Here is a 15,634-nt window from a genome sequence, read left to right on the forward strand (position 1 = left end):
TCACAGCCTAGCGAGCGCCGCGGCGACCAGCTGCGGGTCATCGTAATCCAGCCAGTGGATGCCCGGGTAGCGCTTGAACCAACTCAGCTGCCGCCGCGCGTAGCGGCGCGTCAGCCGCTGCGTCTGCGCCTGGGCCTGGGAGCGCGTCAGCTCGCCCGTCAGCTCGGCCAGCGCCTGAGCGTAGCCGATGGCCCGCCGTGCGGTGACGCTGCGCTCGATGCCGAGCGGGATCAGTCCCTCGACCTCGGCGAGCAGGCCCTCCGCCCACATCCGCTCGACGCGGGCGTCGAGACGCTGCACGAGTTCCTCCCGCGGTGCGGCGAGCCCCAGGACGCGCACCGGGACCCAGGGCTTCGGCTCCTCCGGCAGGGCGCCGCTCACCGCTGCGCCCGTGAGCTCGGCGACCTCCAGCGCGCGCACGATCCGCCGCCCGTTGCTCGAGCCGATGCGCTTCGCCGCTTCCGGGTCCCGGGCCAGAAGACGCTGGAACAGCGTCCCGGGGCCCTGCGCCGCCAGTTCGGCCTCCAGCCGCGCCCGAAGCGCCGTGTCGGTGCCCGGGAAGCGGAAATCGAACACCACGCTCGAGACGTACAGCCCCGAACCGCCGACCAGGATCGGCGTCGATCCGCGCTCCCGGATCTCCTGCACGACCCGTCGCGCTTCCGGCTGGTAGCGCGCGACCGCGGCCTCATCGGTGACGTCGAGCACATCGAACAGGTGGTGCGGGAGACCGCGCCACTCCCCCGGGGGCAGTTTGGCCGTGCCGATGTCCATCCCGCGGTACAACTGCATCGCATCGGCATTGATGATCTCGGCGGCGCGGCCCCAGGCGCGGAGGGCCTCGGCAAGGTTCAGCGACAGCTCCGTCTTGCCGGTGCCTGTGGGGCCGACGATCGCGACGAGCGGCGGAGGGCCGTCTTCGGCGCTCAGCGCTGCCCGTCCGTGGGGTCGTAGAGCGGCATCGTCCCGACTCCGGGCGAGGTAAGCGGCTCCCGTGTGCGCAGCGTGGGCAGCCCGAGCGAGACCCGGCCCACCGCCGCCGCGGCCCTGCCGCCACTGAGGCTCGGGGCCGCGCAGGACTCGGCCTCGGCCCGATCCCACGCGTCACCGGCTCGCGTGCGACGGACCCGCAAGGGCCCGCCCGCCGCATCGGCGATGAGGTAGTGCGGCGCAGCCTGCGTGACGCGGACCAGGGCCACATCCCCCGGTCGCGGGACCTCGGAGCCAGCGGGGAGCTCGAAGTGGACGAGCCGGCTGTCGCGGGCGCGCCCGGAGAGACGCCTCGTGTCGGCGTCCTTGCGCCCCTCGCCAGTAGCGACGAGCAGTTCGACGTCGCGCCCGATGAGCTTCTCGTTCTCTTCCAGGGAGATGCGCTCCTGGAGGGCGATCAGGCGATCGTAGCGCTCCTGCACTACCTCCTTGGGCACCTGACCGGCCATAGTGGCCGCGGGTGTGCCCGGACGGATCGAATACTGGAACGTGAAGGCAGACGCGAACCGGGCCGCCTCCACGACGCGCAGCGTGTCCAGAAAGTCCTCCTCGGTCTCGCCGGGGAAGCCCACGATGATGTCGGTGCTGATCGCGGCACCGGGCAGCTTCGCGCGCACGCGGTCCAGAATGCCGAGAAACTTCTCCGACCGGTACGAGCGCCGCATCGAACGGAGAATGCGGTCCGACCCGGACTGCAACGGCATGTGCAGCTGAGGCATCACATTCGGCGTCTCCGCCATCGCGTCGATCACGTCCTCCGTGAACGCCGCCGGATGCGGGCTCGTGAACCGGATTCGTTCCAGGCCCTCAATCTGCCCGGCGGCCCGGAGCAGCTTGCTGAACGCCTGCCGGTCGCCGAACTCCACTCCGTACGAGTTGACGTTCTGCCCAAGCAGTGTGACCTCGACCGCCCCCTCGTCCACGAGAGCTTGGACCTCCGCGAGGATGTCACCCGGGCGCCGGTCTTTCTCCTTGCCGCGCAGCGCGGGCACGATGCAGAACGTGCAGGTGTTGTTGCAACCGACCGAGATGGACACCCAGCCCGAGAAGGACGAGTCCCGTTTCGTGGGCAGCGTGGAGGGAAAAGTCTCCAGCGCTTCCAGGATCTCGATCTCAGCGGCGTCGTTGTGCCGGGCGCGTTCGAGCAGACGGGGCAGCGCACCCATGTTGTGCGTGCCGAACACCACATCCACCCAGGGAGCCTTCTCCAGGATGACGTTCTTGTCTTTCTGAGCGAGGCAGCCGCCGACCGCGATCTGCATACCCGCGTGCCGTCGCTTCACACTGGCGAGGTGCCCCAGGTTCCCGTACAGCTTGTTGTCCGCATTCTCGCGCACGGCACAGGTGTTGATGACGACGATGTCGGCTTCTTCCCCGTTCGCGGGGACATAACCCGCCGCCTCCAGCGACCCGCTGAGCCGCTCGGAATCGTGAACGTTCATCTGGCAGCCGAACGTGCGCACCTCGTAGGTGCGCGCTCGGCCGTCTTCCCCGACCGCGGCCTCAGACCGAGGGACGACGCTGTGGTGATCGATGATGCTCATGATGCCCACAAGTCTACGTTCGCCGCCGCCCAGCTCCGAACGAACGCAGCTCCCCCGCCCGGGCGCGCACAGGAATGGCAACCGGCAACGGCCACCACCGTCACACTCGCGCTCACGGCCACACCCGGCTACTGGAATCGCACCCCACGATGCTTACGGCTCGCGAATGCCGCATCCATCGCCTGCCGTACCGTCCCGGAGTCGTACCCCTTCCGCGCGAGGAATCCGTGCAGGCGCCGTCGCACCGTCTCGTCGTCGTAGGAGGACAGCTGCCCGATGCGCTTCACCACGAGTTCGGTGGCGCGCTCTAGGTGTGATGTCCAGGGAGGTTGTTGTCGATTCTGCTAATGGGTGGGGCTCTGATGGCGGAGTGGTGCTGGTGATGATTGTAGAAGTGGGGCCAGCCGGGGAGTGCTTCTCGTCGTTCGGCCTCTGAACCATAGAACCGGGCGTAGGCCCAGCCGTCGGCGAGTGTGCGGTGGAAGCGTTCGATCTTCCCGTTGGTCTGTGGTCGGTATGGTCGGGTCTTCTTCGCCCTGATCCCGAGCTCTGTGCAGGCGTCTCGCCAGGCGTAGGACTTGTAGGCGGAGCCGTTGTCCGAGAGGACGAGTTCGACGCTGACATCCCGGTCGGCGAACCAGGCGACAGCACGCCGCAGGACACCGATCGCGGTGTCCGCCTTCTCGTCGGAGCAGATCTCGGCGTAGGCGACGCGGGAGTGGTCGTCGATGATCGTGTAGACGAACACGGTGCCCAACCGTGGCTCGTAGCGGTGGTTCCTGCTCTTCGTGCGGGTGGCGGTCGCTTCCCGGTTGCGTTCGCCCTGGACGCGGCCGACGAATCGTCAGCCGCCGCCGTCGGGGATGTTGCCGAACTTCGTCACGTCGACATGGATCAGCGATCCAGGGTGGTCGTGCTCGTAGCGACGGATCGGCTCGCCCGTGACCCGATCAATGGTGCAGAGCCGGTTGATGCGGCAGCACACCAGGACGGCGTGGACGGTCGAGGCGGGAAGGCCAAGCTCGCCGGCGATCTGCACCGGCCCCAGGCGTCGTCGCCACCTCGCCCGCACGATCCGCTTGAGCACGGGCAACGGCGTCCGCGTTGGCATCGATCGTGGGCGGCTAGACCGGTCGGTCATCCCTCCCGTGCCTTCGGCGCGGAACCTCGCCGCCCATTTCCGCGCGGTAACGGGCGAGACCATAAACATCTTCGCTGCGACGGAGACCAGCCAATGGTCCTCGACGATGAGCCTGGCAAGGCGCAGACGAGCGCGCGGTGTGAGAGCAGCGTTAACGTGGGACACGAAGGCCTCCTGGATCGTGAAGCGGTTGAACTGAACAGCTCCACTTCACAACCGGAGGCCCTCGCCCCTCAACTCCTCACGACCGTATCGCCGAAACAACCCCCCTGGACATCACACCTAGCGCGTCCTCGTCGGCGATGTCGCCGAGGGCCAGCTCGATCAGCTCCGGGTCGATGCGCCGCCGCTTGAGGTCCTGCTCGATGGCCGACTTCCCGAGCCCTTTCCGGCTGTGCTGCGCGAAGGCGAGCGTCGCTGCGAGCGTGCGTCGTCGATCGCCCCCATCGCCTCAAGCCGGTCCAGTTCCGGACCGTAGACCTCGGACGGGATCTCGCGCATGGTGAGCAGCTGTTCCAGTTCCCACCGCGACATCCCCCGCCGGGCCAGCTGCCGGATCGTGAATCCCGTCGCCCTGCGGCCGAGCCGTTCTCTCTCCTCGCCGGAGCCGTCCTCACGAGCCGGAGCCGCCACGGGCGGCTCCGGCGCCCAGGTGTCGTTCCACAGCGCGCCGCCCTGCGCCGAAACGCCCTGCGCCCGAGGCAACTCGGCCACCGGGCGAACGGTGCGCCGCACAGCGAGGTTCCCGTCTTGCCCGCCAGGTCGCGTCACGTCAGGCTCATCGGGGGCAAGACTCGACGATTCCGACGCCGGCGAGGGTGGCCTCTTCCGCGGTGACCCCGGCCTCCTGTGCAACGGGGTCACTGCGGCGAGGCGTTCAGCGCCCGGCTCCGGCTCGCCCTGGTCGGACTGCGATGGAAATCTCACGACCATGATGACCTCCTCGTCTCGGTCACCCGACGGCTCAGGCGCCCTTGCGGGCCGGCAGCTTCTCCTCCAGAGAGCCGGCCGCAGCGGTCGGTTCGGCGTCGGCGTTCGGATCGGCCACGATGCCGAGCTTGATCTTGATTTTGTTCTCGATCTCCGCGGCGATGTCCGGGTTGGCGATGAGAAAGTTGCGCGAGTTCTCTTTGCCCTGGCCCAGCTGGTCGCCCTCGTAAGTGTACCAGGCACCGGACTTCTTGACGAGCGCGTGCTCCACACCGAAATCGAGAAGGCTGCCCTCATGGGAGATGCCGACACCGTACAGGATGTCGAATTCCGCCTGTTTGAAGGGCGGTGCCATCTTGTTCTTGACGACCTTAACGCGGGTGCGGTTTCCGACCGCGTCGGTGCCGTCTTTGAGCGTCTCGATGCGGCGGATGTCGAGACGGACCGAGGCGTAGAACTTGAGCGCCTTTCCACCGGCTGTGGTCTCCGGGCTGCCGAAGAACACTCCCACTTTCTCGCGGAGCTGGTTGATGAAGATCATCGTGGTGTTCGTCTGGCTGAGCGCACCGGTGAGCTTACGGAGCGCCTGCGACATGAGACGGGCCTGCAGACCGACGTGCGCGTCGCCCATCTCGCCCTCGATCTCGGCACGGGGGACGAGCGCGGCGACGGAGTCGATGACGATCAAGTCGATCGAGCCGGAACGCACCAGCATGTCCGCGATCTCCAGCGCCTGCTCACCGGTGTCTGGCTGGGAGACCAGCAGTGCGTCGATGTCGACGCCGAGCTTGCGGGCGTAGTCCGGGTCGAGCGCGTGCTCCGCGTCGATGAAGGCAGCGATGCCGCCCGCGCGCTGCGCGTTGGCGATCGCGTGCAGGGTCAGGGTGGTCTTACCCGACGATTCCGGGCCATAGATCTCGACGATGCGGCCACGCGGAAGACCGCCGATGCCAAGCGCGACATCCAGGGCGATCGACCCGGTCGGGACGACCTCGACAGGAGCGCGCTCGTCGCTGCCCAGTCGCATGACCGAGCCTTTTCCGAACTGACGGTCGATCTGTGCGAGCGCGGTCACGAGCGCCTTCTCGCGGTCTGCGGGTGATGGCATGTGCGGTTCTCCTTTGGACTTCGCTGACGAGTTCGACGGTACGGGGGACATCCGACACGCGAAGCGCGGACGCTCATTCTGTGGACAACTCGTTTTCGATAGCCGCCTGTGAGGGATTCTAATCAGTTCCGAACATATCTTCGAGATATCCCCTCCGGCGTGTCGCGTTCAACGCTTCGGCGCCGGCTTCCCCGCGCCGTGCCAGTGCGACGGAGGGACGCCCGTCTCGCGGCACAGGGCCAGCCACACGTCGCGGGGCGCGGCACCCGCCGCGATCGCCTCGCCGGCCGTGCATCCGCCCAATTCGCCGAGCACGAGATCGGTCAGCAGGGCCTCACCGTAGGTCGAGCCGAACTCGTCCGCCACGGCGCGCTGGAACTCGCTGAGCTTCATGCGTCCATTCTCCGTCAACACAGAGGAACGCCCCGCACTCGGCGGGGCGTTCGCGTCTGCTGTCGCGATCAGCGTACGACGAGGTTCGCGTCCAGAGCGGAGACGAACTCGTCCGGGACTGTGTCGGGGATGACCGGCTCGAGGCCCTCAAGGATAGCGATGCGGTCCCCGACCTCGCGCATGATGACCGAGACCGGAGTTTCGAGCGCGTCGGCGACAGAAGCGAGGATCTCGCTCGAGGCTTCTTTCTGGCCGCGCTCGACCTCGCTAAGATAGCCGAGGGCGACACTCGCCTTGCTGGCGACCTGGCGAAGAGTGCGGCCCTTCTGCAGGCGGAAGTCCCTGAGCACGTCGCCGATTTCCTGACGTACAAGAATCATTCGGAGCCTCCTTCTTCATACTCTGCCGGCGAATCGATGGATGCTCACGATACCGCATCCGCGACACTCACGATATCGGCGACGACTGGGCTTTTGTTGTGAACGCACAGGAGTGTAATGAGACCGAAACAGTGGATATTCCCACCGTCAGACAGGGGGGCCACCGGGCTGAAAGCCAAGTTCCGCAGCGAGTTCCTCGATGACACAGGAGACCGTCTGCGCGCGGACCCCGGCGCGATCTCCGTCGAGCGTCAGCTCCACCGCGCGCGTACCCCGGACGCTCGAGACGCCGACGAACACCGTTCCCACCGCGCGGCCGCCCTGCGGGTCCGGACCGGCCACTCCGGTCGTTGCGACACCGAGGTCGGCGGGCCGGCCCTCGACGGCGAGACGCTCGCGGACCCCGGCCGCGAGCTGCCGGGCCACGTCAGGATGCACCGGGCCTTCGGCCGCGAGGAGCTCAGCGTCGACGCCGAGGAGTGTGTGCTTCAGCGCGGTCGCGTACACGACGACGCCTCCGAGCACAGCCGTGGACGCGCCGGGCACCCGGGTGAGCTCGAACATCAGTCCCCCACCGGTCAGCGATTCCGCCGCTGCGACCGTCAGCCCGCGTTCGACGAGGGTGCGGACCACCTCCGCCGTCCGCTCGGGAACGTCATCAGGCTGCGGCACGCTTCTCCGCCCGCCCGCGATAGGCCTGCCAGAGATAATCGAATCCCGTGACGACGGTCAGGACGACCGCAGCGGTCATCAGGATGCCGTTGACCCAGAACATCCCCTCCCCGAACACGGTCCAGAGCGGGAAGAGGGCGGATGAGATCGCGACGGACTGCACGATGGTCTTGATCTTGCCGCCGCGCGAGGCAGCGATCACCCCCTGCCGGATCACGACGAACCGGTAGACCGTGATGCCGATCTCCCGAAGGAGGATCACGATGGCGACCCACCACGGCAGCTCCCCCAGGACAGACAGCGCGATGAGTGCGCCACCGGTGAGCACTTTGTCCGCGATCGGGTCGAGCAGTTTTCCGAGATCGGTGACCAGGTTGTTGCGGCGCGCGATCGCTCCGTCGACGCCATCCGTCGCGATCGCGATCACAAACAGAGCGGCAGCGGCCCAGCGGAGGGGGCCGTCGCGACCGGCGTCCGCGAGCAGCATCCACACGAAAAGGGGCGCGAGCAGGATGCGGACGATCGTGAGGACATTGGGCAGGTTCCAATTGCTCACTCGTCTCGTGCCCCCCGCTGCGGCCGATGGCGTGTTGGGAGCCGACATCGCGTTCTCACCCTCTGCCAGTCAGCTGCCAGGCGTCCTCGCCGGAGTCGCCGTGTACTTCAGGGTGGCCTTCGGTCATGGCCGCGACCGGATCGGAATCGTATCGATCCTCGCCCTCGTCCGCTAAGGCGGGGACGGGCGTGCCGCCGCCGTCGGCCGGACCCAGCGGCTCCTCGCCGCGCAATCGCGCGAGGACCTGCGGCAGCTGTTCGGGGGTGACGAGCACATCGCGCGCCTTCGACCCCTCCGACGGGCCGACGATCTCGCGGGACTCCAGGAGATCCATGAGACGGCCGGCCTTGGCGAAGCCGACCCGCAGCTTCCGCTGGAGCATGGAGGTCGAGCCGAACTGCGACGACACCACCAGCTCCGCCGCCGCGAGCAGCAGTTCGAGATCGTCGCCGATGTCCGCGTCGATCTGTTTCTTCTCGGCCCCAGCGATCACATCCTGGCGGTACTCCGGGCGAGCCTGACGGGTGACATGGGTGACCACCTTCTGAATCTCGTCCTCGTTGACCCAGGCGCCCTGCACCCGGAGCGCTTTGGAGGCCCCCATCGGCAGGAACAGCCCATCGCCCTGGCCAATCAGCTTGTCGGCACCGGGCTGATCCAGGATGACGCGCGAGTCGGTGACGCTCGTCACAGCGAAAGCGAGCCGGGAGGGGACATTGGCTTTGATCAGGCCGGTCACGACGTCCACGGAGGGCCGCTGCGTCGCGAGCACCAGATGGATGCCGGACGCCCGCGCCAGCTGAGTGATGCGGACGATCGAGTCCTCGACGTCGCGCGGAGCGACCATCATCAGGTCCGCGAGCTCGTCTACGACCACGAGCAGGTAGGGGTAGGGTTTGAGCTTCCGCTCGCTGCCCTCGGGCAGCACGATCTCGTTGTTCACGACCGCTTTGTTGAAGTCGTCGATGTGGCGGAAACCGAAACTGGCCAGGTCGTCGTAGCGCATGTCCATCTCTTTGACGACCCATTGCAGCGCTTCGGCCGCTTTCTTGGGGTTCGTGATGATGGGCGTGATGAGGTGGGGCACACCGCCGTAGATCGTCAGTTCGACGCGCTTCGGGTCGATCAGCACCATGCGGACATCGGAGGGCTTGGCGCGCATCAGCAGACTCGTGATCATCGAGTTCACGAAGCTGGACTTGCCGGAGCCGGTCGAACCGGCCACGAGCAGGTGCGGCATCTTGGCCAGGTTCGCGACGACAAAACCGCCGCCGACATCCTTGCCGACCCCGATCGTCATGGGGTGCGCGCTCTTCGTCGCCGCGGGCGAGCGGAGCACGTCGCCGAGGGAGACGATCTCCCGATCGCTGTTCGGGATCTCGACACCGATCGCGCTTTTGCCCGGGATGGGTGAGAGGATGCGAACCTCGTTGCTCGCGACGGCGTAAGAGAGGTTCTTGCTGAGCGCAGTGACCCGCTCGACCTTCACCCCCGGACCCAGCTCGATCTCATACTGCGTGACGGTCGGACCGCGCGAGTAGCCGGTCACCTTGGCGTCCACTCCGAACTGCGTGAGCACCTCGGTGATCGCCGCGACGATCTCCTCGTTCGCGGTGGAACGGACTTTGGCGGGCGTCCCCGCGGAGAGCATGGACGCCGCCGGCAGGCTGTAGGGCGCGGCCGGTCCCGTGTCCGCAGCGAGAGCGGCCGACTCATCGTAGCCGTCGGCTCCGGCCTGGAATCCCGGGAGCACCACGGGCGCGCTGCCGGCCGCCGCGCCCATCCCCTCGGCACCGACCGCTGCGGTCGGCGGCTCCTCGCCGGTGAAGCGCGCGATCGCATCCTCCGCGTTCGTCAGCTCGCTCAGCACCTCGGTGTTGTAGTGGTCGCTCGCAGGGTCGGGCTCGAGTGCTGTGGCGAACTCGCCCTTGCCGCGCATCGGCTCGCCGAAAACCTCGGCCAGATCGGCCGGCTGCTCGTAGTCGGGGTCCTCTTCGCGCTTGGACTTGTTGCGCCGCCACCAGGGGAGGTTGGTCTCCAGGGAAGTGTCTTCGTCGCCGTCCATGCCGTCGAGCTCGACCTGCCGGGTCTTCTGCTCTTTGGCTTCCTGGCGCTCCTCTTCGGTCGCCAGTTGCGCACCGAAAAGGTACGAGTAGAGCTCGCGGATCCGTGCGGGCAGCTTATTCGGCGGGGTCTTCGTGATGATGAAAAGGCTCAGGACGAGCAGCAGGACGATCACCGCTGCCGCACCATAGGGCATGAGCAGCACGGACATCGGTGCGGCGATGAGCCAGCCCAGAACGCCACCGGCCTGCGCGAGCGCCGGCATCCCCTGGCTGGGGGACGGATGGGGGCTGAACAAGTGGCACAGCCCGGACACCATCAGCAGCAGCAGACTGAGGCCGATCCCGATGCGGGTGTTGTCGTGAACAGACGCGGGATGGCGAAACAACCAGAACGCGAAGAGCACCATGACCACGGGGAGCGCGAACGCGACCCGGCCGACAAGCCCGCCGAACGTCCATGCGTCGAGCACGCGCGCGACCTGGTCGTTGATGAGGAACCACTCGACGACGGCGCCGGCCACCGCCAGCAGCACGAGGAAGAAGGGGAAGCCGTCACGGCGCTCTTCCTTGGCCAGCTTCTCGGGGCCGAGAGCGCGGAACGCGGCGCCGGTGAGATGCGCCATCCCCATCCAGGCGCGAGCCAGGGGGCTCGACACGTCCGCTGCGGCCGGGTAGGCGACCGTCTTCTGAGCAGCGGCCTTCGCGTCCGGCTTGCGCGCGCTCGAGCCATCGCGCCCGGAGTTCCGGGATCGCGATGTCGATTTGGTGCTCGTAGCCATGATGCAACGCTACTCGCACCCCCGTCTTCGCGGAGTTCCCGCGCCTGGATCGGGGAAAATCCACGACAGGCGATCTGCTGTGGAGAAGCGGACAGCGTGGAGGATCGCGAGGCTGCGGCATCGTGTACGTCTTAGGCGGCAGCCGATATCGCCGGGCCGCCTCCCGCCGCGATGGGACCGGGAGCCACCGGGTCCTCGGGAACGCTGGCAGAGACCTCGCCCGCAGCGACTCCCGTTCACCGCCTCGACCGTCCACGGCGCAACCCGGCGATGTCTGGAGCGCACTGAGGTGCGCTCCATGTGTGTTTTCACGCCTCGATCACGAGGGGCACGATCATCGGCCGGCGGCGGTAGCTGGTGTTGACCCAGCGACCGACGGTGCGCCGGACGATCTGCGACAGGGCGTGGGAGTCACGGACTCCGTTGTGCGCCGCTTCGGCGAGCGCCGCCGCGACCTTCGGTTTGACGCTGTCGAAGACGGTGTCGTCCTCCGCGAAGCCCCGGGCGTGGATCTCAGGGCCGGTGACGATCCTTCCGCTGCCGGCCTCCACGACCACGATGATCGAGATGAAACCCTCCTCGCCGAGGATGCGCCGGTCCTTGAGGTCGGCATCGGTGATCTCGCCGACGCTCGAGCCATCCACGTAGACGAAGCCGAGGTCGAGCTGGCCCACCACGCGGGCGACGCCGTCGCGCAGGTCGACCACCGAACCGTCCTCCGCGAGGATGGTTCTCTCCTCCGGGACGCCGGTGTCCATCGCGAGCCGGGCGTTCGCGACCAGGTGGCGATACTCGCCGTGTACGGGCATGACGTTCTTGGGCTTCAGGATGTTGTAGCAGTAGAGCAGCTCACCCGCGGCCGCGTGGCCGGAGACATGCACTTTGGCGTTGCCTTTGTGAACGACATTGGCGCCTAGCTTCGTGAGCCCGTCGATGACGCGGTAGACCGCGTTCTCGTTGCCGGGGATGAGGCTGGAGGCGAGGACGACGGTGTCGCCCCGCCCCACCTCGATCTGGTGTTCGAGGTTCGCCATCCGGGCGAGAACGGCCATCGGTTCGCCTTGGGAGCCGGTGGACATGTAGACGATCTTGTCGTCCGGCAGGTCTGCGGCCTTCTTGTAGTCGATCAGCACGCCCTCCGGCACCTGGAGGTAGCCGAGTTCGGCGGCGATGGTCATGTTGCGGACCATCGAGCGGCCCAGCAGGGCAACGCGGCGGCCGTTCGCCGCGGCGGCGTTCAGGACCTGCTGCACCCGGTGGACATGGCTCGAGAAGCTCGCGACGATCACCCGGCGTGGAGCGCGCACGATGACGGCGTCGAGCACCGGACCGATCGAGCGCTCCAGCGGAGTGAACCCCGGAACATCGGCGTTGGTCGAGTCGACCAGGAAGAGGTCGACGCCGCGCTCGCCCAGGCGCGCGAAGGCGCGCAGGTCGGTGATGCGGTCGTCCAGCGGCAGCTGATCCATCTTGAAGTCGCCCGTGTGCAGCACGGTGCCGGCCGGGGTGGTGATCGCCACAGCGAGCGCATCCGGGATGGAGTGGTTGACCGCGACGAACTCGAGGTCGAACGGCCCCAGCTGCTCGTGCTGACCCTCGGCCACGGTGAGCGTGTAGGGCTTGATGCGGTGTTCCTTGAGCTTGGCCTCCACCAGCGCGAGGGTGAGGCCGGAGCCGATGAGCGGGATGTCCGCCCGGAGCTTCAGCAGGTAGGGCACCGCTCCGATGTGGTCTTCGTGGCCGTGCGTCAGCACGATGCCGAGCACGTCGTCCAGCCGGTCACGGACCGGCGCGAAGTCCGGCAGGATGAGGTCGACGCCGGGCTGATCCGGCTCGGGGAACAGAACGCCGCAGTCGACGATGAGGAGTTTGCCCTCATACTCGAAGACGGTCATGTTGCGGCCGATCTCGCCGAGGCCGCCCGTGGGGACGATCCTGAGCGTTCCCGGCTCCAGAGCGGGAGGTTCGGTCATAAGATTGGGCATCTGCCCCTCCAATACGAAAGGTGTCCGGACGTGTGCCCGGGATTGCGGTGCCGCTCCGAGCGACTTTTCTACCGTGTGGTCCCGGCGACCTTCGGCAGCGCTCCGCCTGCGGCTGCGTTGCGGTCGGGCCGGAAGTTCGAGAAGTCGACGCCGGGGATGTCTTTCACGAGGTCGAGCTCGTCTTCGATCTGCGCGGCCTCCCATTCCTCCGGGCCCACCAGCGGCAGGCGTACGCGAGGGCTGGCGATGCGGCCGAGGCCGTGCAGGATGTACTTCGCTGCGACGGTGCCGGGGACGTGGGTCATCACGGCGCGGACCAGGGGCTCGAGCTTCTGATGCGCAGCCGTGGCCGTGGCGAGGTCGCCCGTGTTGATCGCGTCCACGATCTGGCGGTACGGCGTCGCGGCGATGTTCGCTGTGACGCCGATGAGACCGGTCGCGCCGATCGCGAGCTGCGGGAGCACATTGGCGTCGTCGCCGGAGAAGTACATCAGGTCGGTCTGGTTAAGCACGCGGCTGACCTCGCTGAAGTCGCCCTTCGCGTCCTTGATGGCGAGCACATTGGGGTGCTTGGCGATGCGCAGGATGGTTTCGTACGTGATCGGGATGCCGGTGCGCCCCGGGGATGTCGTACAGGATGACCGGGAGGTCCGTCGAGTCCGCGATCATGCGGAAGTGGGTCAGGACGCCGGCCTGAGTCGGTTTGTTGTAGTACGGCGTGACGACCATGACACCGTCGGCTCCGGCCTTCTCGCTCTGGCGGTAGAGCTGGATCGCGTGCGCGGTCTCGTTGGAGCCGCCGCCGGTGATGATCTTGGCTCGGCCGGAGGAGACGGACTTGCCGACCTCGACAAGACGCAGTTTCTCCGGGTCGGTCAGGGTCGAGGTCTCACCGGTCGTCCCCGTCACCACGATGCCGTCCGCCCCAGCGGTTATCACGTCGTCGATGTGCTTCTCCACGCCGGCCCAGTCGACCTCACCGTCGGCGGTGAGGGGCGTGACCAGGGCGACGAGGACCTGGCCGAAGGGATTAGCGGAGGGAGGAACCATGCGGTCCAGGCTATCGGGTCGGACGAGGACGCCGCTGCCTCGCCGGTGGATCGGTGGAGAACCCACCTGTCCCGCCGGCCTGTGGAGGAGCGCGATGCCACCCTCCCGATCACCCAAACCGGGAATCCCCCGAACGTGGGACGTACCCGGCGAACACCGCCACTATTCTGGTCGCTGACCGTGCGCGAACGCCCACAGCCAGGATAGGAGGCCACATGCCCGTCACCAACGCATCCACCACCGTTTGGAGCGGCGATCTCATGAAGGGATCGGGCACTGTCACGCTCGACTCCTCGAACGCCACCTCCCTCTCAATCCACTGGAAGGCCCGCTCCCAGGGCGGCGCCGAAGTGACCACGCCAGAGGAACTGCTGGGCGCCGCCCACGCGGCGTGCTTCTCGATGGCGTTCTCGCACGCGCTCGCCGGGTTCGGCGCGAGCCCCGAGAGCGTGAAGACCACCGCTGCGGTCACATTCGACCCCACAGAGGGGATCACCGGCAGCCACCTCACGGTGGTCGCGACAGTGCCCGGCATCTCCGAGGAGGACTTCCACAGCATCGCGGAGGAGGCCAAGAGCAGCTGCCCGGTCTCCCGGGCTCTTGTCGGCATCCCCATCACGCTCGACGCCAGCCTGGCCTGAGCCGCGGGTCTGAGGGGAGGGACAGCCGGAATGCGGGTGCTCGTCGCCGGAGGGTCCGGACTGATCGGCAGCGAACTGCGCCGGCAGCTCGTCGACGCGGGTCACGACGTTCTGCGCCTCGTTCGGCACGACCCGGAAGGACCGGACGAATTCCACTGGTCGCCGGAGACACGGATGATCGACGTGGCGCTGATGGACCGCGCCGACGCCGTGGTCAACCTCTCCGGCGCCTCCCTGAACCGGCTGCCCTGGACAGCGGCGCACAAACGCCGCATCCGGAGTTCCCGGCTGGACGCGACGGCGACGCTGACCGACGCGATGCGCCAGGCAGCGAACCCGCCGGCGGTGTTCGTCAGCGGCTCGGCGGTCGGTCTGTACGGCGACCAGCCGGGAAAGACACTGACCGAAGAGTCTGCGAAGGGCACGGGGTTCCTCTCCGATGTCGTCGAAGCCTGGGAGGAGCAAGCGCAGCTGGCTCCCGAGCGCACGCGGGTGGTCACCGCCCGAACCGGCGTCGTGATCGGCCCAGGCGGCGCGATGGCCCCGCTGCTGCCGCTCGCGAGACTCGGCCTCATCGGACCGATCGCGGGCGGCGGGCAGAACTGGGCGTGGGTGAGCCTGCGCGATGAGGCGGCCGCTCTGGTCCATCTGCTCACCTCCGAGCTGACAGGTCCGGTCAATCTGGCCGGCCCGACCCCGGCGACCGCGGGCACCATGCTCCGCGCGCTCGCCACCGCCGTCCGCCGCCCGTACCGGCTGCCACTGCCGGAGTTCGCCATGAAAGCCGCGCTGGGCGAAGCGGGACGCGAGTTGCTGCTCGCGAGTCAGCGCGTCGTCCCCAAACGGCTACTGGCGGACGGCTTCGCGTTCCGGGACGAGACCGTCGCCGAGGCCATGAAAGAACTCGTCGCGGCGAGATGACGGAGACTGCCCCTCACATCCGCGCGGCCTTCCGCTCGGCCCGCCAGAGTCCGATCGACTCCCGCAGGGCCGCCCGGGCCCGGCGACGGTCGCCGCTCGCATCGTAAGCGAGCCCGAGACGGAACCAGGCACGCCAGCTCTCCGGCTGCGCCTCGACCTCCGCCTTGTACTGCGGGAACTCCGCATCGGCGGCATCCCGCAATGGCCGGCCGCTCGCGCGGTGCGGCAGGTCGTCGACGGGCAGGGCGCCCTCAGCGGCCATCAGCTTGACGAGCTGCTCGGTGCGTGCGCCGAACAGCAGCTCCCGGCCGATCGCCCACGCCGCGATCACCGGGAGCACCAGCAGGGCGACGCCCATCGCGACACCGATGGGCTTCCCGCTGACGAGCAGCAGGATGGCTCGCTGGACCACGAGCGCCAGGTACACCAGCAGGAGAAGCGCCATAACGAGCGCAGCGATGCGGTTGCGCACAGCGGA

At 67.8% G+C, this 15,634-nt stretch carries 14 protein-coding genes and 2 pseudogenes; 2 read left to right on the forward strand and 14 right to left on the reverse strand.

Annotated features, from left to right (window positions below):
• From miaA to dapA, 13 genes and pseudogenes are all read right to left on the reverse strand, one after another.
• On the reverse strand, positions 1 to 930 hold the full coding sequence (gene miaA, locus LXX_RS07930) for a tRNA (adenosine(37)-N6)-dimethylallyltransferase MiaA (RefSeq protein WP_041768378.1): 930 nt from the start codon (positions 928 to 930) through the stop codon (positions 1 to 3).
• Complete coding sequence (gene miaB, locus LXX_RS07935; RefSeq protein WP_011186382.1) at positions 927 to 2,534, reverse strand: tRNA (N6-isopentenyl adenosine(37)-C2)-methylthiotransferase MiaB; 1,608 nt, start codon at positions 2,532 to 2,534, stop codon at positions 927 to 929. The genes miaA and miaB overlap by 4 nt, the downstream gene beginning before the upstream one ends.
• A 128-nt stretch (positions 2,535 to 2,662) precedes the next feature.
• Complete coding sequence (locus LXX_RS13655) at positions 2,663 to 2,824, reverse strand: RecX family transcriptional regulator (RefSeq protein ID WP_081423127.1); 162 nt, start codon at positions 2,822 to 2,824, stop codon at positions 2,663 to 2,665.
• Between the two features lie 17 nt (positions 2,825 to 2,841).
• Positions 2,842 to 3,840: pseudogene (locus LXX_RS07940) on the reverse strand (IS481-like element ISLxx4 family transposase).
• A gap of 159 nt (positions 3,841 to 3,999) precedes the next feature.
• Positions 4,000 to 4,446, reverse strand: a complete 447-nt coding sequence (locus LXX_RS15660; RefSeq protein WP_223227618.1) for a hypothetical protein — start codon at positions 4,444 to 4,446, stop codon at positions 4,000 to 4,002.
• A 193-nt stretch (positions 4,447 to 4,639) separates the two neighbouring features.
• On the reverse strand, positions 4,640 to 5,713 hold the full coding sequence (recA, locus tag LXX_RS07950; protein WP_041767620.1) for a recombinase RecA: 1,074 nt from the start codon (positions 5,711 to 5,713) through the stop codon (positions 4,640 to 4,642).
• Positions 5,714 to 5,881: 168 nt separating this feature from the next.
• Entirely contained in the window at positions 5,882 to 6,106 is a 225-nt protein-coding gene (locus LXX_RS07955) for a DUF3046 domain-containing protein (RefSeq protein WP_041767621.1), read from the reverse strand.
• Positions 6,107 to 6,174: 68 nt separating this feature from the next.
• Positions 6,175 to 6,486: a helix-turn-helix domain-containing protein gene (locus LXX_RS07960; RefSeq protein ID WP_011186387.1), complete on the reverse strand. Its 312-nt coding sequence runs from the start codon at positions 6,484 to 6,486 to the stop codon at positions 6,175 to 6,177.
• Between the two features lie 147 nt (positions 6,487 to 6,633).
• Positions 6,634 to 7,158 carry a CinA family protein gene (locus tag LXX_RS07965; RefSeq protein WP_041767622.1) on the reverse strand — a complete coding sequence of 175 codons (525 nt, stop codon included), beginning with the start codon at positions 7,156 to 7,158 and terminating at the stop codon, positions 6,634 to 6,636.
• Positions 7,145 to 7,762 (reverse strand): CDP-diacylglycerol--glycerol-3-phosphate 3-phosphatidyltransferase, encoded by a 618-nt coding sequence (gene pgsA, locus LXX_RS07970; protein WP_041767623.1) that lies wholly within the window; start codon positions 7,760 to 7,762, stop codon positions 7,145 to 7,147. Before pgsA ends, LXX_RS07965 begins: the two co-directional genes overlap by 14 nt.
• Positions 7,763 to 7,769: 7 nt before the next feature.
• Positions 7,770 to 10,559 carry an FtsK/SpoIIIE family DNA translocase gene (locus LXX_RS07975; RefSeq protein WP_011186390.1) on the reverse strand — a complete coding sequence of 930 codons (2,790 nt, stop codon included), beginning with the start codon at positions 10,557 to 10,559 and terminating at the stop codon, positions 7,770 to 7,772.
• 308 nt (positions 10,560 to 10,867) lie between these two features.
• Positions 10,868 to 12,544: a ribonuclease J gene (locus LXX_RS07980; RefSeq protein ID WP_011186391.1), complete on the reverse strand. Its 1,677-nt coding sequence runs from the start codon at positions 12,542 to 12,544 to the stop codon at positions 10,868 to 10,870.
• A gap of 68 nt (positions 12,545 to 12,612) precedes the next feature.
• Positions 12,613 to 13,594: pseudogene (dapA, locus tag LXX_RS07985) on the reverse strand (4-hydroxy-tetrahydrodipicolinate synthase).
• A gap of 215 nt (positions 13,595 to 13,809) precedes the next feature.
• Between dapA and LXX_RS07990 the strand changes: the two are divergent.
• Together LXX_RS07990 and LXX_RS07995 are read left to right on the forward strand one after the other, a co-directional pair.
• Complete coding sequence (locus tag LXX_RS07990; RefSeq protein ID WP_011186392.1) at positions 13,810 to 14,235, forward strand: OsmC family protein; 426 nt, start codon at positions 13,810 to 13,812, stop codon at positions 14,233 to 14,235.
• 30 nt (positions 14,236 to 14,265) lie between these two features.
• Positions 14,266 to 15,156, forward strand: a complete 891-nt coding sequence (locus tag LXX_RS07995; RefSeq protein WP_011186393.1) for a TIGR01777 family oxidoreductase — start codon at positions 14,266 to 14,268, stop codon at positions 15,154 to 15,156.
• A gap of 13 nt (positions 15,157 to 15,169) precedes the next feature.
• On the opposite strand, the gene LXX_RS08000 is transcribed toward LXX_RS07995, so the two are convergent.
• Complete coding sequence (locus LXX_RS08000) at positions 15,170 to 15,601, reverse strand: hypothetical protein (protein ID WP_011186394.1); 432 nt, start codon at positions 15,599 to 15,601, stop codon at positions 15,170 to 15,172.
• Positions 15,602 to 15,634: the final 33 nt, after the last annotated feature.

Source organism: Leifsonia xyli subsp. xyli str. CTCB07 (genome assembly GCF_000007665.1).
In the GTDB taxonomy this organism is placed as follows: domain Bacteria; phylum Actinomycetota; class Actinomycetes; order Actinomycetales; family Microbacteriaceae; genus Leifsonia; species Leifsonia xyli_C.